Origin of the sequence: Kribbella sp. VKM Ac-2566, assembly GCF_004366005.1 — a bacterium.
Taxonomy (GTDB): domain Bacteria; phylum Actinomycetota; class Actinomycetes; order Propionibacteriales; family Kribbellaceae; genus Kribbella; species Kribbella pratensis.
Genome location: NZ_SODT01000012.1, coordinates 148842 through 169671, shown reverse-complemented (window position 1 = coordinate 169671; position 20830 = coordinate 148842). Strand labels below are relative to the sequence as shown.

Sequence of the window (20830 nt, the reverse complement as noted above, 5' to 3'; positions counted from 1 at the left end):
CCGATGAAACTCCGTTCCCTGACAGCGGCCGGTGTGGCCGCCGCTCTGCTGGCCCTCGCGGGCTGCGGCGGCTCGTCCGACGGCGGCTCCGGCTCCTCGGGTCCGGTGGACCTGCGGATGACGATCTGGAGCGCCAACGCCAAGCATCTGGCGTTGTTCGACCAGATCGCCGCCGATTACAAGAAGGACCATCCCGAGATCGGCAAGATCACCTTCGAGTCGATCCCGTTCGACAGTTACACGACCACGCTGACCACGCAGATCGGCGGCGGCAACGTGCCCGACCTGGCGTGGATCCTGGAGAGCACCGCACCGGACTTCGTCAGCTCGGGCGCGCTCGAGCCGATCGACAAGGACGCCGATCTCGTGCCGAGCACGACGGCCAACTGGGAGAAGGACGGCAAGCTCTACGCGTACCCGTTCTCCACCTCGCCGCTGGGTGTGTTCGTGAACACCGACCTGGTGAAAGCGGCGGGGCGGCCGGCTCCGGCCCAGCAGATCGCGTCCGGGACCTGGACCTGGGAGGAGGCCGCCAAGACCGCCTCCGCCGTACAGGCCCGGGGGAAGGGCGGGCTCGTGGTCGGTGACTTCGACTACAAGGGCTGGGACACGCTGAACTCGATCTGGTCCGGCTGGGGCGCACGGCCGTGGAGCGAGGACGGGAAGACCTGCGGCTTCGACCAGCCCGAGATGGTCGACGCGATGACCTTCATCCACAAGCTGATCTTCACCGACAAGGGGATGCCGGGACCGGGCGTGACGAAGGACTTCTACGCCGGTGACTCGGCGATGATCCTGACGCAGATCAGCCGCGCGGCGCTGCTGGAGAAGTCCAAGTTCAAGTGGGACCTGGTGCCGCTGCCCAAGGGCCCGTCCGGCGAGTACTCCGTCGTCGGTCAGGCCGGGATCGGTGTCTTCAAGCGCGGCAAGCACGCCGACGCGGCCAAGCAGTTCCTGGCGTACTTCAGCAACGCGGAGAACTCGGCCAAGCTCGCGCAGTTCTTCCCGCCGCCGCGCAAGTCGCAACTGAACGCCGCGACGCTCGCCAAGGCCAACCCGTTGCTCAAGCCGGCCCAGCTGCAGAGTGTCGTCATCGACGGCATCCAGCGCGGCGACATCAAGACCAGCCATACCGGGTACGCCGAGTTGCAGCAGACCGTCCGCGCCGCCCTCGACCCGCTGTGGAAGCCGGACGCCGACGTGAAAACGGTGATGTCCGGCGTCTGCTCGAAAATCAACCCCCTGCTGGCGAAATGACCTTGCTCCTCGACAAACCGGCGCCACCCCGGGCGCCGGCCGAGCGCGCGCCGTACTGGACGACGCGGCGGCGGGACACCTTGGCCGGATGGCTGATGGTGCTTCCGCAGCTTGCCGGGATTGTTGCCTTCGTCATCGTTCCGCTCGGGCTCGTGGTCTGGTACAGCGTGCACGAGTGGAACGTGCTGGGCGGGACGTTCGAGTTCGTCGGCGGCGACAACTACGCGGCGCTGGCCGACGACCAACGACTGGGTCCGGTGCTCAGGGCAACAGGTCTGTTCTCGTTCGGGCTGGTGGTGCTGAACCTCAGCCTGGCGCTGTTCCTCGCCGTGCTGCTGAATCAGAAGCTCCGCGGCACAGTCGTTTTCCGGACACTGTTCTTCTCGCCGGTCGTGGTGACGCTCGTCGCCTGGACGATCGTGTGGGGGTTCTTACTGCAGGACAACGGCGGCGTGAACGGGTTCCTGAACGTGCTCGGGATCGACGGGCCGAACTGGCTGCGATCCGGCGGTACGGCGATGGCGTCGGTGATCGTGGTCCAGCTGTTCAAGAACGTCGGCCTCAACATGGTGCTGTTCCTGGCCGCGCTGCAAGGCGTTCCGGCCGAGCTCTACGAGGCGGCCCGGATCGACGGCGCGTCGGCGTGGGCCCGGTTCCGTCGGGTGACCGTGCCACTCATCAGTCCGACGATCCTGCTGACGATGATCCTGACCATCGTCGGGTCGCTGCAGGTCTTCGCGCAGATCGCCGTACTGACCCAAGGCGGACCTGAGACGTCGACGACCGTGCTCGTCTACTACCTGTACCAGCAGGCGTTCCAGTTCCATCACTTCGGGTACGGCTCGGCGCTGTCGCTGCTGCTGTTCTTCATCGTCCTGGTGCTGACGGCGGTCCAGTGGCGGATGCGTCGTAGGTGGGTGTTCCATGAGGCTTAAGCTGCTGATCTACGGCGTACTGCTGGTGTGCTGTGTGCCGTTCGTGTTCCCGATCTGGTGGATGGCGACGACGTCGCTGAAGCCGGTGGCCGAGATCTTCGCGTTCCCGCCGTCGCTGCTGCCGGGATCGCCGACGTTGGACGCCTATCGCCAGGTCTTCGAGTTGCAGCCGTTCGGCCGGCAGTACCTGAACAACCTTTACATCGCTTTGGTCGTCACCATCGGGACTCTGGCGGTGTCGGCGCTGGCCGGGTATGCCTTCGCGCGAGTGAAGTTCCGCGGTGCCGGGGTTGTGTTCGTCGTCGTACTCAGCGGGCTGCTGGTGCCGAACGAGGTGACGATCATCCCGCTGTACCGGATGTTCGACGCGTTCGGGCTGGTGGACACGCATTGGCCGCTGATCCTGATCCCGATGCTCGGTGCGCCGAGCGTGCTGGCGACGTTCATCATGCGGCAGTTCTTCATCACGCTGCCCACCGAGCTCGAGGAAGCCGGGAGGGTCGACGGGCTGGGCCGCTTCGGCCTCTTCTGGCGCGTGTGCCTTCCGCTGGCGCGGCCGGCGATCGGTGCGGTGTCGATCTTCACCTTCCTGCACAGCTGGAACCTCTACCTCGAGCCGATCGTGTTCCTCTCCTCGAAGCAGAAGTTCACCGTGCCCCAGGCCCTCACCCAGTACGTCGACGCGTACGGCGGCCCCATGTGGAACACCCAACTCGCCGCCGCAACGCTGTCCGCCCTCCCCGTCCTCATCATCTTCATCCTGGCCCAACGCCAATTCGTCGAAGGCCTCGCCCAGACCGGTTTGAAGGGCTGAGCGAGGCCTTCGCAGGTCACGCCTGGATCTCGTAACCGAACTGGGCAGTGAGACCGGTGGCCGAGGTTGCGTTGGACACCCGGAGTTGGATGCGGACCGGCGCGTTGGTGCCGTCGATGGGGATGGGAGTGGCGAGTTTGGTGGACTGGGTTGTCGAGGTGGCGTCGATGGCGGCGGTGCCGGCCGGGGAGTTGTTGGCTTCGAGGCGGAGTTGGCAGGAGCCGGTGCTGAGTGCGCGGGCTACTCGGGTGACACGGATCGGACGGCCGTCGACGTACAGGAGGTCGCTGAAGTCGTACAGGCCGTCGGTCACCGTGCCCGGGAGCCGTAGGGTGAGCCATCCGTCGGTCTGCTCGACGCCCTTGTTGCCAGTGAACCGGGCGGCCGCGTAGGCGAGGTACGGGCCGGCGTTGTTACCGGTGAGCTCGTTGCTGGCAGCAAGTACGTCGGTACTGCGGTTGACGATCCCGTACTCCTGCCGGTTCACCCCGTCCGCAAGGCCGCCGATCGCGTTCCCGGTGAGCACGATCCGGTTCGCGGTCGATCGCAGATTGATTCCGGAACCGTTCCGGAACACGATTCCGCCCGAGGTCCAGGCCTGCGTCAGGGTCGCGCCGACCAGGTCGAACGATGTCGCACTGACGACGGCGATCGGCCAGGCCGCGTTCAGCCCCGTCGCGCCGCCGACGTCCTGCAGCGTGACCCGGTCGTCGGTCTCCCAGGTGTGCGGTGCGGCCGTCGTGATCCGGACACCGGCCGCGCTCGACGCCACACCGGTGATCTGCTGGGCGAACGACGGGTGCGCCATCCGCCCGTTGTTCCCGATCAGGCATCCGGTGACCGTGATCCGGGTCGACGCGATGTCGATCCCGTGCCGGCCGCAGCCGCGGATCACCGAGTTCGCGAACGTCGCCGTGCCGGTGAACCCCACGCCGATCCGAACCGCGTCCTCGGCGTTGTCGGCCGAGATGTAGGTGTTGATGAACTGCGCCTGAGCACCCGCCTCCAGCAACACCGGTACGCCGTGACCGTTCTCGAAGCCGCCGCCCTCGAAGTACAGGAACTTCGGCAGGCCCTCGGACGTGGTGTTCCGCATCCAGATGCCGTGGTGACCGAACAGGATCGCGGTCGCGATGAACTTGATCGATCCGCCCTGTCCGTCGATCACCACGTTGTCGACACCGGGGTTCGCGGTACCGGCGGCGATCGCGCACTGGACGAACTCGACCGGATCGGCGCGGGAGATGTTGTTCTGACCGTTCAGCAGGATCACCTGCTGCCCGGAGAAGCCGTTCCAGACACAGTTGCGGAAACGGACGGTGTTGGCACTGCGCAGGATGACGCCGTTGTAGCCGTCCATGAAGCGGCAGTCGGAAAACGAGATCAGGTAGTTTCCGAGACCGTTTTCCTGCTGGGTCCGGATCATTGCGCCGCCGGTCAGGCTCTCGCCGTGCATCTGCAGGTCACGGAAACCGCCCCCGTGCACACCGGACAGCACGAACCCGTCGGCGGTCCCAGTGGCGAGCACGATCTGCGTGCCGGAGGTGAACTCGTCGCTCGCACCGGCGCCCTGGAACACGACCGGCACACGTTTGACGGTGACCGTGTGCTCGAGCCGGATCGTGCCCGGGCCCATCGTGATCGTTCCACCGGCAGGCAGCGCATTCACGGCGTTCTGCAGTCGACCCGAGTCGTCCGTCGTACCGGCGCCGGTCACGCCGTACCAGGACAGGTCGAGCTCGTTGGTGCGCGGGCGTTTCCAGCGGCCGGTCGCCGTACCTGTGACGGCGAAGACCATGCCCCCGTCGTCGGGGTCGGTCGCGGCGGCGTCCCAGTAGACGACACCTCCGCCGAGACCAGGTGCTGTGTAGCCGAGCAGGAGAAGTTGTTCGCCGTCCGACGTACCGGGCGTGGCTCGGAGGTCTGCGACGGTGCTCGCGACGCCGGTCGCTGCCGCCAAGGCAGACTTCTTGTCGGCGGCGTGAGCCGGCTGGGCGGCGACGGCGGTTGCGAGGCCTGTCACCCCGAGAACGGACAGGGTACGGCGACTCAGTCGGGCAGGGGGTTGTAATTCGTCGGAAGGCATGGCGGAACCTTTCTCGGACGGAAGGTGGGACTCAGCCCTTCACCGCCCCCAGCACAACGCCCTTCGCGAAGTGCTTCTGCAGGAACGGGTAGACCAGGCAGATCGGAACGAGGGAGACGACGAGGATTGCCATCTGCAACGACTGCTGCGGCGGCATCACCTCGCCGGGCAGATCGCCGCCGACCTGGGTGTTGTCGACGACGTAGGTCCGCAGGACCAGCTGCAGCGGCCACTTCTCGGGTGAGTTGATGTAGAGGATCGCGTTGAAGTACGCGTTCCAGTAGCCGACCGCGCTGAACAGGCCGACCACGGCGACCACCGCCTTCGACAGCGGCAGCATCACCCTGGTGAGGATCTGCAGCTCGTTGGCGCCGTCGATCCGGGCCGCGTCGATGATCTCGGCCGGTACGTCGAGGAAGAACGCGCGGACGATGATGATCTGGAACGCACTGGTCAGCCCCGGCAGGATCAGTGCCCAGTAGGAGTCGATCAGCCCGAGCTCCTTGATCAGCAGGTAGTTCGGGATGATTCCGGCGCTGAAGAGAAGCGTGAACAAGACGATGAACAGCAGCGGCCGCTGTCCCCACGATCCGGGCCGGGACAGCGAGTAGGCGATCGAGACGACGACCACGATCGACAGCCCCGACCCGACCACGGTGAGCAGGACGGAAACGATCGTCGCCCGGGTGACGACACCGCCGCGGAAGATCGCTTCGTACGCCGCGAACGAGGGATCGTGCGGAAACAGCACGTACCCGCCGGAACTGGTGATCTGCTGCTGGTCGGCGAGCGAGGTCGAGAGGACGGCGAGGAACGGTACAAGTACGAGCGCGCAGGCGACGATCAGTACGACGCCTTTCAACCCGCGGACCGGTGTGCTCGGCGGCGCCGTACCGCTGATCAGGTTCACCATTTCGAGTACACCCCGCGCTCACCGAACAGATGGGCGACCTTGTTGGCGCCCAGCACGAGGATCGTGCCGATCAGCCCCTTGACCAGGCCGACCGCGGCGGCCACACCCCAGTTGCCGCCGACGATGCCGTGGTTGTAGACGTAGGTGTCCAGGACTTCGGACGCGTCCAGCCCGACCGGTCCCTGCTGCAGGAAGATCTGCTCGAACCCGACCGAGAGCACGTCCCCGAGGCGGAGGATCAGCAGCAGGACGATCACCGGACGGATCGCCGGCAGCGTCACGTGCCAGAGCTGGCGCCAGCGCCCGCCGCCGTCGACGGCGACCGATTCGTAGAGCTGCGTGTCGACGCGGGACATCGCGGCCAGGAAGATGATCGTGCTCCAGCCGGCGTCCTTCCAGATCACCTGCGAGGTGATCAGCGGGATGAACAGATCGGGGTTGCCGATGATCTTCAGCAGCGGCAGGTCGTGCGCGCGGGCCCAGGTGTTGTAAAGGCCCGCGTTGCCGAGCATGTGCTGGAAGATCGCGACGACGATCACCCAGGACATGAAGTGCGGCAGGTACAGGATGGACTGGGCGACCCGCTTCAACCGCTCGCTGAGCAACGAGTTGAGCAGCAGCGCGAGCGCGATCGGCACCGGGAACACCAGCACCAGTTGCACGCACGAGATCACCAGCGTGTTGACCAGCGCGTTGACGAAGTCCGGGTCGCCGTCGACGATCACCCGGAAGTTGTCCAGACCGGCCGAGGGCGCCTCCGTGATCCCCAGGTACGGCGCGTAGTCCTTGAACGCGATCACGTTCCCGAGCAGCGGCACGTAGTGGAACAGGACCAGCAGCAGGACGCCCGGCAACCCGATCAGCAGCAGGAACCGGTCCCGCCGGAACCGCTGCCACCCGGTCAAGGTCTTCTGGTTGCTCCGCGCAACCGTTCTCCGTTGCAGCACGAGAGTCACTGGTTGGAGTACTCGTCGCGGATCTTGTCGCCGCCGCGCTTCTTCCAGTTCGCGACGGCGTCGTCCCAGCTGCTGATCGGTTTCCGGCCGGAAATGATGTCCAGCTCGGCGGCGTTGATCAGCTTGTCGAGCTCGTCGGCCTTGCTGATCGAGGTGGCCGAGTACAGTCCGGCGCAGGGGTTCGCGAGCAGGTTCGGAACGATCTTTTCCTGGTACGCGCGTTGGGTACGGACCCGCTGCTCGTTGGACGGCCCGAGGACGTGGGGCGCGTCCGCGACGTACTCGAGCGGCAGGCTCACCTGGGTCTTGCCCGCCGACGTGCGCTCCGGCTTGTCGCCCTTCCAGGTGTAGTGGATGCCCTCGACACCGAACCGGCGGAACATGTACTCGCTGGTTCCGAGCGGCGCGGCGAGCCAGTCGCAGATCCGGAGCAGTTGCCTGACGCGGTCGTCGCCGGCCTTCTTGAACGCGGTCAGCGCGAAGATCGCGGCGCCTTCGCGTTGCACGGGCTTACCTTTTTGAGCACCGTCGTACCCCGGAACAGGCATTCCGCCGACGTCGACGCCGTACGTGTCGGCCATCAGGTCCCAGGCGGCGTACCCGTCCGCGTTCAGCGCGATCGTGCCGTTGCCGAACAGGTCGCGGAGCTGGAGTTTCCCGCCCAGGGCATCCGGGTGGAAAACGCCGGCCTTCACCAACTCGGCGGTCCGGGCGACTGCTTCCTTCCGCTCCGGAACCTCCAGCTCGGAAACGAACTTTCCGCCGTCCTGCTTCCAGACGTTCGGTACACCGAGCATGTTGCCGATGAACGTGGTCACGCCCTTCGACGCACCGAACGCCCACTTGTTCGCCTTCGCGTCGGTCAGGCCCTTCGCGGTCTCGACGAAGTCCGCGTAGCTGGCCGGCTCCGGGTTCAGCGACCGGGCCTTGATGAGATCCACCCGGCTGAACATGATCGTCCCGATCACCGACCGCGCGATCGGGATCGCGTGGATCCCGCCCTTGTACATCGTCGGCAACCAGGAGTCGGTCGGCAGGTTGGCCAGGAACGGGTAGTCCTTGACCGCCGATCCGGACAGGTGCGAGGTCAGGTCCGCGCAGAGCTTGGTGAGCATCTCGCCGCGGTTGGGGAACTTCGACGCGATCATCAGGATGTCCGGCAGGTCGCCGCCGGCGATCACGGTCGACAACTTGCTCACGTAGTCCGCGGCGGGCGTCATCGTGATGTCGAGGTTCGCGCCGACCCGCTCGTTCAGCGCCTTCCAGTACGTGTTGCTGCCGGCCCCGGGTGGCGCCGGGTTGAACATGTTGGTGAGGATCTTGACGTCACCCGCGCCCGCACCCGGCTTGTCCTTGTACCCGTCGACCAACTGACGCGGATACTTGAAGAAGCCCGGCATCACGCCGTCGGCCGTGCCCGGCAGGTCCGGCTTCACCGACGTGTAGGGCAGGTACTCGGGTGGTGTCGCCTTCGCGGCCGCCTTCGCCGCGGTGCCCGATCCGTCGGACCCGCCACAGCCCGCCAGCACCGTGCCGGAGGTCGCCGCGAGCAACGAAACGCCACCGGTCAGTTTGAGGAAGTCCCGCCTGTTCGACTGCATGAGCACTCTCCTAGTTCTGGTGCAGCTCGGGCAGCGAGAGGATGCTGCCGTGCTCGGTGAGGGCGGCGGCGAGCGCCGGGTAGTCGTAGTCCTGGACGGCCTGGCCGGTCCGCAGCGATTGAGCCAACAGCTCCCCCGCGGCCTCGCCGAGCATTCCGTAGTTCGGCTCCATCCGGGCCGACAGGTAGCCGACGTGGCTGGCCGAGAAGCAGAGCGGTACGACGAGGTTCCCGATCCCGCCGCGGGCCGGGAACAGCACCTCGGCCGGCAGCTGGTACAGGTCGACCGGACCGTTCTTCTCGGTCCCGGTAACGGTTCCCTCGCCGACGATCGTGTCGTCGCCTTCGGCGTAGTACTGGACGATGTGGCAGTCGATGCCGTAGTTCCAGCAGCAGACTGCGGTTTCCTTGGTGTTGCCCGGTCGCCGCAGGTCGTGCTGCGTGAGCACGGTCTGCCCGATCATCCGGCGCGCCTCGCGGATGTAGAGCGCGTGCGGAAACCCTTGTCCGTAAGGGCTGTCGGAAAACTCGTCCGGAGGCAGTCCGAACGTTCCGGCATCCTTTCGGAAACTTTCCGGAAGTGACGGATCGTTCGCCAGCCAGTACAGCATTCCGCGATGCCAGCGGACGTGCTCGGCGATCACCTCGTCGCGCCGCTGCCACGAGCCGTCCGGGTAGTCCCACGACGCGCCCGGAAGGTCGAACCCGATGAACAGCGCCTGGTTGGTCTGGTACTTGTCGTTCGGCAGCAGCGCCGTGTGCGTGACGATCGACGAGAGCCCGGTGACCCCGCGCTGCTCGAGCAGCTGGCCGAGGTACGTGTAGAGCTTCGGGTCGTAGTCGTCCGGCTTCTCGAACGGGATCCGGTCCGGCCCCTTGTCCAGTACGCCGCGAAAGTTGTACGCCTGCACCTTTGCGTCGCCGTCCCCGGGTGCCTCCGTCGGCACCGGCTTCACCGGGTAGAACGTGTTCGGCCGGAACGCCCGCCGACGGTACGCCCGGTCGGGCAGGAACCCATCGAGTGGTTCGTCGTACCGGCCGGCCGGCTCTCGACCGACGGCGTACGGGACGCCCGCGGCTGCCAGGAGGTCTCCTTCGTACGACGCGTCCACGAACGCCCGCGCCCGCCGCCAGCCGTGGCTGGTGCGAACGCCCTGGATCCGGTCGCCACGAACCTCGACATCGGCAGGCCCGTGGATACGTTCGTTGACCAGTACGTCGGCCTCGGCATCGTCGAGGAGCCCCCGCGCGACGCGCTCGGCGACCTTCGGCTCGAAGCGGTACCGCGGGCCGTCGGCCCGGTCGTCGCTGCCGTACTCGGCCGCTATGCCGCCGAAGAAGCGGCTCTGCGTCCAGCCGGCCAGGGCGGAAAGCGTGTTCGGGGTATCGCTCTTCACCAGACCGCCGGCGACGATGCCGCCGACGTGGCCGGTCGGCTCGAGCACCAGGCTGCGATAGCCCCTGCCCCGCAGGCGCAGCGCGGCCATGATCCCGGCGAGTGTCGCGCCGTAGATGATGACGTCGTATTCCTGTGCGTCCGTCATGTCAGCTGGCCTTTGCGCGAGGTTGCGGCGCCGCATGCACCGGCGTCGGGTTGGCGGCCTGGGACGGACGCGTGCGAGCGATGCTGTCAGGCCATTTGACCGGCACTTTCAGTGTTCCGGTCAGCACCCGCTGCAGATCCTCGGTCAGTTGTGCGGAGTCGGCGACCGCGTGCGGTTCGGTGCCGCTGGTCAAGCACTGCGCTGCCAGGGCGCCGACGGCCTCGCCGATACTCCACTCGACCGGATGTAGCCGGTAGCAACCATTCGTCAGGTGCGTGGTGCCGATGTTCTTGTTCGCCGGCAGCAGGTTCCGCAGCCGTTGCGGGATCAGCGCGCCGAGCGGGATCTGGAACGGGTACACCTCGAGGTTGACGTAGTTGATCCCGGCGGTGCTCGGATGCAGGTCGATGTTGTAATGCCCCACGCCGACACCGTCGGGGAAGAACTCCGCACCGGCCTCGGGACCGCGATCGGCGACAGCGACATGCTGCTCGAGCACCGTGAACCGCGCCTTGATCCGCCGGGATTCCCGGATGTACGCCGACTTCGCGAGGCCGTCCGCCGTACCGGTGAGATCCGCGCGGAGCTTGAGGCCCGGGTAGCCGGTGCCGCCGTCGTGGCGGGGTGCCTCGGTCTGCATCCAGTGCAGGTACGACAGAGACAGCTCGCGGCAACGCTGCAGAGCGCGGTCCTTATCGGTGCCCGGACCGACCAGCGCCGCCTCCCAGTAGTCGACGTTCGGCCAGTTGACCAGCGAGATGTCGGTGTCGATCAGCGACCGGTCGAACTGGCTGCGCGCGCGGATCCGGCGGAAGTGCCAGAGGTCGGCAGCGTGCGGGACGTCCATGTCGACCTCGAAGATCCGATTCTCGCGGCCGCCCATCGTCTTGATGTCGATCTTCACCCAGGACAGCTGTGGCCCCGGCCAGAACGGATCCACATGCGTCTTCCAGTGGTCGTACGACGCCGGCCGCTCGATCGTGTGATCCTCGCCCGGACGGTACTCGAGCGGGAAGCACCAGGTGATCGCCTGCTGGTCGAGCGGGTCCGCGACCTCCGCGGCGTACTGTTCACCGGTCTCGCTCTGCGCCTCCGCGCCGATCACGTGCTCGACGCCGGCGAGTTCGAGCAGGTCGCCGAGCTCGGTCGCGTCGGCGACCAGCGGCGCGGTCACGGTGACGTATCCGCCCGGACCGTGCAGTGTGACCGACGTGACGCGGTCCCCATCGGTCGTCGCAGCCGTCGGCACGTGGTTGTAGAGCACGGTGATCCGGCCGGCGGAGACGTACGGCGCCAGCAGTTCGTCGATCACGGCGACCGCGACGCGAGGCTCGTGACAGAGCCGGCTGACGTTACCGAGACCTGGGTTGAGCGCGGGCTGCGCGAGCGCCTCGGCGGTCAGCGGGTAGTTGCGCCGGTAGTAGTCCCGGATCCGGGTCCGCAGCTCGCGGTACCCGGACGAGATGTGCGGGCTCTCGATCCACGGGTGCTCGTCGGACGGCACCGCCTGGGCGGTCAGCTGTCCACCGAGCCAGTCGGTCTCTTCGGTCAGCAGCACCTGGCACCCGAGCTTGGCGGCGGTCAGGGCCGCGGCCACACCACCCAGGCCACCGCCCACCACCAGCAGTCCGGCGCTCAGTTCTCGATCGGTCACGACCATCCTCATATCTGCTAATAGTTCAGCAAAATCTATTCTCCCGGGTTGCGGATCACCGTACGCTCGACCTCTCGTTCGCTGTCAATAGCTTGCTACAGCCCGATTTGTGAGCCATGAAGTATTAGCTGATTATCAGCACCGGAGCTGATACAACGGTCCACATGACGCTCGCACTCGAAGGTCTCCAGTACCACCGCCCACCGCTGGCGGCTGAGCCCGCGGGACCCACCGACGCCGACGTCGTGGTGTACGGCGCGACGTCCGGAGGGGTCACCGCCGCCGTCCGGGCGGCACGTTCCGGGCTCCGCGTCGTCCTGCTCGCGTTCGACGACCAGGTCGGCGGCATGACCGCGTCCGGTCTGGGCGAGACCGACGTCGGCGACGCGCGGACGATCGGCGGGCTGGCGCTGGCCTTCTACGCCGAGGTCGCGGCGGCGTACCACGCGCCGGATCCGCACTGGAAGGTCGAGGCGCACGTCGCCGAGGAGATCTTCCTGCGCTGGCTGGCCGACACAGGCGTCGTACTCCATCGACGCCGGCACCTGCTCGACGTGACGAAGACCGGCAACCGGATCACCGAGCTAGGCACCGACGACGGCTCCAGCTACCGCGCGCAGGTGTACGTCGACGCGTCGTACGAAGGCGATCTCCTGGCCGCGGCCGGCGTCTCGTACACGGTCGGGCGCGAGTCGTCGGCGGTGTACGGTGAATCGATCGCCGGTGTGCAGCACAGCATCAACCACCAGTTCGAGCGGCCCGTCGATCCGTACGTCGTACCAGGCCAGCCGTCCAGCGGCCTGCTCCCCGGCATCTCCGCGGAGCCGTACGGCGCGATCGGATCCGGAGACCGGCACGTGCAGGCGTACAACTTCCGGCTGCACGTGACCGACGGACCGCACCGGATCCCGTTCCCACGGCCGGCGGGGTACGACGCCTCGCGGTACGAGCTGCTGCGCCGGTACCTCGAGGCCGGGATCTACGAGCTGTACGGGCGGACCACGCGGGTGCATGGCAGGGTGTTCGACATGAACAACCACGGCGCGTTCTCCTCCGACCACATCGGGGCGAGCGACGAGTGGCCGGAGGCCGGCTACGCCCGCCGGGAGGAGATCTTCCAGGACCACGTTCGCTACCAGGCCGGGATGCTCCACTACCTGTCGACCTCGGCGGACCTGCCTGCCGACGTACGTGCGGCGACACAGGCCTTCGGACTCGCGCCGGGCGAGTTCAGGAAAACGTCGTACTGGCCGCACCAGCTGTATGTGCGGGAAGGTCGGCGGATGGTCGCGGAACACGTTGTCACGCAGCACGAGGCGACCGGACGGACCGTGGTGCCGGACCCGATCGCGGTGGCGTCGTACGTGATGGACTCGCACAACGCCCGGCGCGTGCTGGTCGACGGAAATCCGCGGAACGAGGGAAATGTGCAGGTTCCGCTGGTCCGCCCGTTCGGCATCTCGTACCGGTCGATCGTTCCGCGGATTTCCGAGTGCGCGAACCTGCTGGTCGCGGCGGCGGTGTCGGCGTCGCACGTGGCGTTCGCGTCGGTGCGGATGGAGCCTGTGTTCATGACGGTCGGCGAAGCCGCCGGTTGTGCTGCGTCGCTCGCGGTGTCCGCGCGGATCGCCGTACAGGATGTGGACTACGACGTACTGCGCCGGGACCTGACCGGGTCGGGTGGCATCGTGGGGTGGCCCAGAGGGGAGGCGGCATGAAGAAGACCGCATCGCGGCAGGCGGACGTGGCCAAAGCGGCCGGGGTTTCGCAATCGACCGTCTCGATGGTGATGAACGGTACGGCGGACCTCGGGCGGATCTCGGCCGGTACGCAGCGCCGCGTCATGGACGCGGCCCGGCGGCTCCAGTACGCGCCGGCCGGGCAACGGCGAGCGGTCGCCCGAGCCACGCCGCACCTGCTCGGCGTCCACACGTTCGAGCCGATCTTCCCGACGAGTTCCCGGGACTACTACTTCGAGTTCCTGCGCGGGATCGAGGAGCAGGCCGCGGCCGAGGGGTGCAACCTGGTGCTGTTCACGGCCGCTCCCGACGAGTCCGGCGTACGGCGGATCTTCGCCGACGACACGAACGGGCTCCGGCAGGCGGCCGGCAGCCTGCTGCTCGGTCACCACGCGGACCGCGAGGACCTGGCCCGGCTGGCCTACGAGGGTTATCCGTTCGTGTACGTCGGTCATCGGGAGGTGCCCGGAGCGTCGATCAGCTACGTCGGCGGCGACTACCGGACCGCGACCGGCGAGATCGTCGACGATCTGGTCGCACTCGGCCACCGGACGTTCGCGTATCTCGGCGAGCAGTCGCGCGACGAGCCGCAGGAGGATCGGTGGACCGGATTCGCCGGGGCGCTGGAGCGGTTTGCGCTGCCGGTGCCGGAGCCGGTGTTCTCGGCTCCGTCCGGGCTGACGACCGGCTGGCTGGACCAGGCACTGGCGGCCGGGACGACCGCGATCCTGGTCGAGTCCGTCAATCTGCTGCGGGTCCTCGCGGCGATGCTGAACCTCCGCGGGCTGTCGGTGCCCGGCGACCTGTCCGTCGTACTGCTGGTCGATGACGAGACCGAGGTCGGCTCCTTGCCGTGGGCAACGTTGCGGGTACCGCGGAACGCGATGGGGCGCCGCGCGGTCCGGCTGCTCACCAGTCTCCTGACCGAGCCGAACGGCGACTACGAGCGCCAGATCCTGCTTCCGTGCGAGCACACCCTGGAAGGGACGGTCGGGCCTTCGCCGCGTTGAGCGGTCGTGGAAAATGGTGGTTGTGAGTTTTCATGCCGCTGCGTTCATCGCCACCAGCCTCGACGGTTACATCGCGCGGGTCGACGGGTCCATCGACTGGTTGACCAGTCGTGCGGAGCATGCCGGGGAGACCGGGTACGACGAGTTCCTGGCGTCGGTGGACACCGTCGTACTCGGGCGCAAGACGTACCAGCTGGCCTGCAAGTTCGACACCTGGCCGTACGAAGGCAAGGAGGTCGAGGTCCTGAGCACCACGCTCGACCCCGACATCGACGACCGCATCCTCGTCCACCGCACCCTGGACGCCCTCGTCGAGACGCTCAACGACCGTGGCGCACAGCGCATCTACACCGACGGAGCCGCCACCATCCAGACCTTCCTCACGGCAGGCCTCCTCAACGAACTAACCATCACCACCGCCCCCGTCCTCCTAGGCGCCGGCATCCCCCTCTTCGGCCCAGTCCCCACCGACATCCCCCTGACCCACAACGCCACCCGCACCTTAAAGGCCGGCTTCACCCAATCCGACTACTCGGTGGCGCGCTGATCAGCGGTAGGTCAGGTGCTGGGCTACTTCGGTGGCCCAGTAGGTGAGGATGGTGTCGGCGCCGGCTCGGCGGATCGAGGTGAGGGTTTCGAGGATGGCCTTGTCGCGGTCGATCCAGCCGTTGGCGGCGGCGGCCTCGACCATCGCGTACTCGCCGGAGATGTTGTACGCCGCGACCGGGACGTTCACGTGGTCGCGGATCTGGCGGACGATGTCCAGGTACGGCAGCGCGGGCTTGACCATGACGATGTCGGCACCCTCGGCGATGTCGAGGTCGACCTCGCGGATCGCGTCGCGGGCGTTCGCGTTGTCCTGCTGGTAGGTCTTGCGGTCACCGGTCAGCGACGAGTCGACGGCCTCCCGGAACGGCCCGAAGAACGCCGACGCGTACTTGACGGCGTACGCCAGGATCACCGTGTCGATGAATCCGGCCGCGTCCAGCGCCGTACGAATGACGCCGACCTGACCGTCCATCATCCCGGACGGGCCGACGACATGCGCGCCGGCAGTGGCCTGCGCGACACCCATCTCCGCGTAGATCTTCAGCGTCGCGTCGTTGTCCACGCGCCCGGAGGAGTCCAGTACGCCGCAGTGCCCGTGGGACGTGAACTCGTCCAGGCACAGGTCCGACATCACCAGCAAGGAGTCACCGGCCTCGGACACCGCGTCCCGGATCGCGACGTTCAGAATCCCGTCCGGGTCCAGCGCACCCGACCCGACCTCGTCCTTCTCAGCGGGTACGCCGAACAGCATCACGCCGCCGAGGCCCAACGAAGCCGCCTCGGCGACCGCCTTCCGCGCCGTGTCCCGGGTGTGCTGTACGACGCCCGGCATCGACTTGATCGCGATCGGCTCGCGGGCGCCTTCCCGGATGAACATCGGCAGGATCAGCTGCCGCGGCTCCAGCGAGGTCTCCGCGACCAGCCTGCGCACCGCCTCCGACGACCTCAGCCGCCGGGGCCTCACTTCCGGGAATCCAGGCACATTCAGCTCTTTCGACGAGAACCAGACCGACGTTCGGACGGGCGGGTGACCGGCTCGCCGGCCTCCACCATGGTGTCACGCCGATCCGCACCGAACCGGGCGAGGGCGTCGGCCAGCTCCTCGACGGACGGCGTCTCGGCCATCGCGTCGACCCGCAGGCCGTGCTCCTCGGCGGTCTTCAGCGTCGCCGGGCCGATCACGCCGATCACCGTCGACGCGTGCGGCTTGCCGGCGATGCCCACCAGGTTCCGCACGGTCGAGGACGAGGTGAACACGACCGCGTCGAACTTGCCGGACTTGATCGCCTCGCGGGTCGGCGCGGGCGGCGGAGCGGCCCGGACGGTCCGGTACGCCGTGACGTCGTCGACCTCCCAGCCGAGATCGGTCAGGCCCGCGACCAGCGTCTCGGTGGCGATGTCCGCGCGCGGCAGGAACACCCGGTTGATCGGGTCCAGCACCTCGTCGAACGGCGGCCAGTCCTCGACCAGCCCGGCGGCGGACTGCTCACCGGACGGGACCAGGTCCGGACGGATGCCCCAGGCCCCGATCGCCTCGGCGGTCTTGTCGCCGACCGCCGCGATCTTCAGCCCGGAGAACGCCCGCGCGTCCAGCCCGTACTCGTCGAACTTCTCCCGGACCGCCTTCACCGCGTTGACCGAGGTGAACGCAACCCACTCGTAGCGGCCCTCGACCAGACCGCGGATCGCCTTGTCCATCTGCTGCGGGTTGCGCGGCGGCTCGACCGAGATCGTCGGGACCTCTTCGGGCATCGCGCCGTACCGACGGAGCCGGTCCATCAGCGGGCCGGCCTGGTCCTTGGTCCGCGGGACCAGGATCCGCCAGCCGAACAGCGGCTTGGTCTCGAACCAGGACAGCGTCTCGCGCTGCTCGACGACCGAACCGACCACGATCACGGCCTCGCCGGTCACCTTCGCGGCCCGCAGGTCGGTGACGATCGTCTCGAGCGTCCCCACCACGCTGGTCTGCGAGGTCGTCGTACCGCAGACCGTCGCCGCGACCGGGGTGGACGCGTCGAAGCCGGCCTCCACCAGCGCCGCGACGGTCTCCTTCAGCACCTCGGAGGCGTTCAGCAGGACGAGTGTCTGCTTCGGCTGCAGGCGGCTCAGGTCGAGCTTGTTCTCGGCGAGGTCGACGACGGTGACCTCGCGGTCGCCCTTCATGGTCAGCGGGATCCCGGCGTACGTCGGAACCGCGCTCACCTCGCTCACCCCCGGCACCACGTTGAACCCGATGCCCGCCTTCTTGCACGCGGCCGCCTCCTCGGCGCCGCTGGAGAAGGTGAACGGGTCGCCGGTCAGCAGCCGGACCACGTTCGCCGCGGACTTGGCCGTCTTCACCACCAGGCGGGCCCGGGCGGCGACCCGCAGCGCCCGGCTGCCCTCGGCGCCGGACCCGTCCACGACCTCGACGCCCGGCCTGCAGTAGGTCAGGAACGCGTCGTGTTCGGGGCCCTCGACAACGACCGCGTCGGCGTTCGCGAGCACGTCCCGGCCCGCCAGTGTCAGCAGCGCCGGGTCACCAGGGCCGACGCCGACGAATGTGACATGGCCGAGCGGTCTGGTCTGCTTGGCGGTACTGGTCGCGGCCTTCTGAGGTGCCGCGGTTGCGGCTGTCTTCGCGCTCACGTCTGCCTTCGCCCTCGTCGTTTTCCTGCTCGTCCTGTGGGCCGTCTTCTTGCCCTGCTGATGGGCCGCAGTGCTCGTGCCCTGTGCCGGTGTCATGTTCGCTCCAGCAACTCGTTCGCCAGCGCCTTGCCGAGAGACACCGGGTCGTCCACCGGCCCGTTCGCGGAGAGCCGCCGTACGCCGTCGTCCTGGCCGAGCGCGCCCCGCAGCCAGAGCTCGGGGCCGTCCTCACCCTCGACCACCTCGGCGAGAGCACCGACCGGAGCCGTGCACCCTGCCTCCAGCGTGGCCATCAGTTGGCGTTCCGCCGTCACCGCCACGCGGGTCGCCGGGTCCTCCAGCGGGGCCAGCGCGGCCAGTACGCCGGTGTCGTCCGCGCGGCACTCGATGCCCAGGGCACCCTGTCCCGGCGCGGGCAGCATCTGGATCGGGTCCAGGGTCTCGGTCACCTCGGCGAGCCGGCCCAACCGGGACAAGCCTGCCCTCGCGAGCACCACGGCGTCCAACTTGCCGTCGGTGACCAAGCTGATCCGGGTGTCCACGTTGCCGCGGATGCCGGTGCACTCGATGCCGAGGCCGAGCGCGTCGAGCTGCGCGGCGCGCCGTGCGGCGCCGGTGCCGACCAGGGCACCGCGCGGCAGTTCGCCGAGCGTCAGGCCGTCGCGGGCGACGAGCACGTCGCGCGGGTCCTCGCGGACCGGGATGGCACCGAGCGTCAGGCCGTCGAGCGGCGTGGTCGGCAGGTCCTTCAACGAGTGCACGGCGATGTCGATCTCGTGGGCCAGCAGCGCGTCGCGCAGGGCGCTGACGAAGATGCCGGTGCCGCCGATCTGCTCGACCGGTGCGCGGTTCACGTCGCCGGTGGTCGTGATCAGGACCAGCTCGACCTCGTGACCGAGCGCGCGCAGCTGGTCGGCCACGATCGTCGACTGCGCGGTCGCCAGCTTGGAGCGGCGGGTGCCGAGCCTGATCATGCCTGCTCACCTCCGGTCGCCTTCGAGTCGGCGCGGGTGTTGCTCGTCTCGGCCGGCGTCTTCGCGGCCGTGACCGCGTCCACGGTCGCCTGGTCGAGCGCGAACAGTTGCCGCAGCGCGTCGGCGTACGTCGGTCCGCCCGGATCGCCGCCGAGCTCCTTCACCCGGACCGTCGGGTTGTGCAGCACCTTGTCGACGACGCGGCGGATGGTCCGCTCGACCTCGTGCCGTTCGTGCTCGTCGAGCTCGGGCAGCCGGCGCTCGAGGCGGGCCAGCTCGGCGTCGACCAGCGAGCTCGCCATCGCCCGCAGCGCGACCACGGTCGGCGCCACCGAAGCAGCCCGGCGGGTCGCCTCGAACGAACCGGTCTCCTCGCCGACGATCCGGCGTACCTCGTCGATGTCGTCCTGGCTGCCGCCCGCCGTACCGATCAGGTCGGCCAGCGTGATCAGGGTGACGCCGGGGATCCGGGCCGCTTCGGGAGCGACGTCCCGCGGCAGCGCGATGTCCAGTACGCCGAGCGGCCGGCCGTCGGTCGCGTCGCGGATCGTCTCGGCGGTCAGTACGACGCCGCGCGCGCCGGTGCACGACACGACCAGGTCGGCGTCGCGCAAGGCTTCGGGCACGTCTGCCAGGCGGATCGCCGTACCGCCGATCCGGTCGGTCAGCGCGACCGCCCGGTCGTAGTTGCGGTTGGCAACCGTCACGGTCTTCGCGCCGCCGTTGAGCAGCGTCTGGGCGGCCAGCGAGGCCATCGAGCCGGCGCCGACGACCAGTGCACGCCGGCCCGCGAAGCCGCCGACCGCGTCCAGCCCGGCCGAGACGACCGAGCGGCCGGCCGAGTCGATCCCGGTTTCGGTGCGGGCCCGCTTGCCGACCCGCAACGCGTGCTGGAACAGGGCGTTCAGGTCGGTGCCGACAGTCTCCAGGTCCTGGCCGACGCGCAGCGTCTCCTTCACCTGGCCGAGGATCTGGCTCTCGCCGACGACCATCGAGTCCAGCCCGACCGCGACCTGGAACAGGTGCGCGACCGCGCCTTCCTCGAAGTGCACGTAGAGGTGCTCGGCCAGATCCAGCAGCGGTACGCCGGTGACGTCGGACAGGATCCCGGTGACCTCGTCCATCCCTGCGTGGAACCGGTCGACGGTCGCGTAGACCTCGGTGCGGTTGCAGGTGGCAAGGACAGCGGACTCCGCGACGGCCGCGGAGTCCCGCACCGCCAGGGCCACCTTGGTGGCCGCGTCCGCGTCGAGCGCGACCCGCTCCAGTACGTCGATGGCAGCAGAACGGTGACTGATGCCGACAACCAGGTAACTCATGCGCCGACACCTCCCCCGACACTCGGGAGATCCGGCATACCGTTCAGCGCTGGTAGTTCGGGCACCTGGGGGAGCGCCGCCTCTCCGGACTTTCGTTGTTCGTGGTACGCCAGGATCTGCAGCTCGATCGAGAGGTCCACCTTGCGGATGTCGACGCCGTCGGGCACGGACAGCACCACGGGCGCGAAGTTCAGGATGCTGGTCACGCCGGCGGCGACCAGCCGGTCGCAGACGTCCTGCGCGGGACCGGCGGGCGTGGTGATGACCCCGATCGAGACCCGGTCGGCCTTGACGATGTCCTCGAGTTCGGCGAAGTCGCGGACCTCCATCTCGCCGATCCGCTCGCCGACCAGGGTCGGATCGGCGTCCAGCAGGGCGACGATCCGGAAGCCGCGGGTGCCGAAGCCGGAGTAGTTCGCCAGCGCGTGGCCCAGGTTTCCGATCCCGACGATGACCACGGCCCAGTCCTGGGTGACGCCGATCTCGCGGGCGATCTGGTACCTCAGGTACTCCACGTCGTACCCGACGCCGCGGGTGCCGTAGGAGCCCAGGTAGGACAGGTCCTTGCGGAGCTTGGCCGAGTTGACGCCGGCCGCGGTCGCCAGGTCCTCGCTCGACGCGGTCGCGATGCCACTGTCCGAGAGCGCGGTCAGGGCCCGCAGGTAGACCGGCAAGCGCGCGACAGTCGCCTCGGGGATGCCGCGTTCGGTTCTCGTCGGCGGGCCGGGGCGACGGCTGCTGGCACGCGTCACAATTCTCCTGGGAGCGGTTGGTTCACCGCGGTCTGACGGCCGGCGGCTCTCTTACTCTAGGAGCTTGTGAACGTGAGAACAAAATCGGCGGAAGTGACCC

At 68.2% G+C, this 20830-nt stretch carries 17 protein-coding genes; 6 read left to right on the top strand and 11 right to left on the bottom strand.

Annotation, left to right across the window (positions count from 1 at the left end):
- Positions 1-3: 3 nt before the first annotated feature.
- The 3 genes from EV647_RS27870 to EV647_RS27860 are packed head-to-tail and all read left to right on the top strand — an operon-like array spanning position 4 to position 3006.
- The gene (locus tag EV647_RS27870) at positions 4-1257 is read left to right on the top strand and encodes a sugar ABC transporter substrate-binding protein (RefSeq protein WP_134007937.1); all 1254 of its coding nucleotides are present in this window, start codon (positions 4-6) and stop codon (positions 1255-1257) included.
- Positions 1254-2192 (top strand): carbohydrate ABC transporter permease, encoded by a 939-nt coding sequence (locus tag EV647_RS27865; RefSeq protein WP_134007935.1) that lies wholly within the window; start codon positions 1254-1256, stop codon positions 2190-2192. The genes EV647_RS27870 and EV647_RS27865 overlap by 4 nt, the downstream gene beginning before the upstream one ends.
- Positions 2182-3006, top strand: a complete 825-nt coding sequence (locus tag EV647_RS27860) for a carbohydrate ABC transporter permease (protein ID WP_134007933.1) — start codon at positions 2182-2184, stop codon at positions 3004-3006. The genes EV647_RS27865 and EV647_RS27860 overlap by 11 nt, the downstream gene beginning before the upstream one ends.
- A 16-nt stretch (positions 3007-3022) precedes the next feature.
- Here the strand turns inward: EV647_RS27860 and EV647_RS27855 are convergent, their stop codons facing one another.
- The 6 genes from EV647_RS27855 to EV647_RS27830 form a co-directional block, all read right to left on the bottom strand.
- Positions 3023-5029 (bottom strand): hypothetical protein, encoded by a 2007-nt coding sequence (locus EV647_RS27855; RefSeq protein ID WP_134007931.1) that lies wholly within the window; start codon positions 5027-5029, stop codon positions 3023-3025.
- Positions 5030-5123: 94 nt separating this feature from the next.
- Positions 5124-6005, bottom strand: a complete 882-nt coding sequence (locus EV647_RS27850; protein WP_134007929.1) for a carbohydrate ABC transporter permease — start codon at positions 6003-6005, stop codon at positions 5124-5126.
- Positions 5999-6952, bottom strand: coding sequence for a sugar ABC transporter permease (locus tag EV647_RS27845; protein WP_238177428.1), 954 nt, complete (start codon positions 6950-6952; stop codon positions 5999-6001). Before EV647_RS27845 ends, EV647_RS27850 begins: the two co-directional genes overlap by 7 nt.
- A 5-nt stretch (positions 6953-6957) precedes the next feature.
- Positions 6958-8562 (bottom strand): extracellular solute-binding protein, encoded by a 1605-nt coding sequence (locus tag EV647_RS27840; protein ID WP_134007927.1) that lies wholly within the window; start codon positions 8560-8562, stop codon positions 6958-6960.
- Between the two features lie 10 nt (positions 8563-8572).
- The gene (locus tag EV647_RS27835) at positions 8573-10105 is read right to left on the bottom strand and encodes an FAD-dependent oxidoreductase (protein WP_166680449.1); all 1533 of its coding nucleotides are present in this window, start codon (positions 10103-10105) and stop codon (positions 8573-8575) included.
- 1 nt (position 10106) lies between these two features.
- The gene (locus EV647_RS27830; RefSeq protein WP_202876341.1) at positions 10107-11759 is read right to left on the bottom strand and encodes an FAD-dependent oxidoreductase; all 1653 of its coding nucleotides are present in this window, start codon (positions 11757-11759) and stop codon (positions 10107-10109) included.
- Between the two features lie 164 nt (positions 11760-11923).
- Here EV647_RS27830 and EV647_RS27825 point away from each other — a divergent pair, with 164 nt between their 5' ends.
- Genes EV647_RS27825 through EV647_RS27815 form a run of 3 tightly spaced genes read left to right on the top strand, consistent with a single transcriptional unit; the run spans position 11924 to position 15055 of the window.
- Positions 11924-13477: an FAD-dependent oxidoreductase gene (locus tag EV647_RS27825; RefSeq protein WP_134007923.1), complete on the top strand. Its 1554-nt coding sequence runs from the start codon at positions 11924-11926 to the stop codon at positions 13475-13477.
- Complete coding sequence (locus tag EV647_RS27820; RefSeq protein WP_134007921.1) at positions 13474-14508, top strand: LacI family DNA-binding transcriptional regulator; 1035 nt, start codon at positions 13474-13476, stop codon at positions 14506-14508. Before EV647_RS27825 ends, EV647_RS27820 begins: the two co-directional genes overlap by 4 nt.
- Positions 14509-14530: 22 nt before the next feature.
- The gene (locus tag EV647_RS27815; RefSeq protein ID WP_134007919.1) at positions 14531-15055 is read left to right on the top strand and encodes a dihydrofolate reductase family protein; all 525 of its coding nucleotides are present in this window, start codon (positions 14531-14533) and stop codon (positions 15053-15055) included.
- Here the strand turns inward: EV647_RS27815 and hemB are convergent, their stop codons facing one another.
- Genes hemB through EV647_RS27790 form a run of 5 tightly spaced genes read right to left on the bottom strand, consistent with a single transcriptional unit; the run spans position 15056 to position 20730 of the window.
- Positions 15056-16039, bottom strand: coding sequence for a porphobilinogen synthase (hemB, locus tag EV647_RS27810; RefSeq protein WP_134007917.1), 984 nt, complete (start codon positions 16037-16039; stop codon positions 15056-15058).
- Between the two features lie 2 nt (positions 16040-16041).
- Positions 16042-17781 (bottom strand): uroporphyrinogen-III synthase, encoded by a 1740-nt coding sequence (locus EV647_RS27805; protein WP_134007915.1) that lies wholly within the window; start codon positions 17779-17781, stop codon positions 16042-16044.
- On the bottom strand, positions 17778-18659 hold the full coding sequence (gene hemC, locus EV647_RS27800) for a hydroxymethylbilane synthase (protein ID WP_134007913.1): 882 nt from the start codon (positions 18657-18659) through the stop codon (positions 17778-17780). Before hemC ends, EV647_RS27805 begins: the two co-directional genes overlap by 4 nt.
- Positions 18656-19978, bottom strand: a complete 1323-nt coding sequence (locus EV647_RS27795; RefSeq protein ID WP_134007912.1) for a glutamyl-tRNA reductase — start codon at positions 19976-19978, stop codon at positions 18656-18658. Before EV647_RS27795 ends, hemC begins: the two co-directional genes overlap by 4 nt.
- Entirely contained in the window at positions 19975-20730 is a 756-nt protein-coding gene (locus EV647_RS27790; protein ID WP_133789650.1) for a redox-sensing transcriptional repressor Rex, read from the bottom strand. The genes EV647_RS27795 and EV647_RS27790 overlap by 4 nt, the downstream gene beginning before the upstream one ends.
- Between the last annotated feature and the right edge of the window lie 100 nt (positions 20731-20830).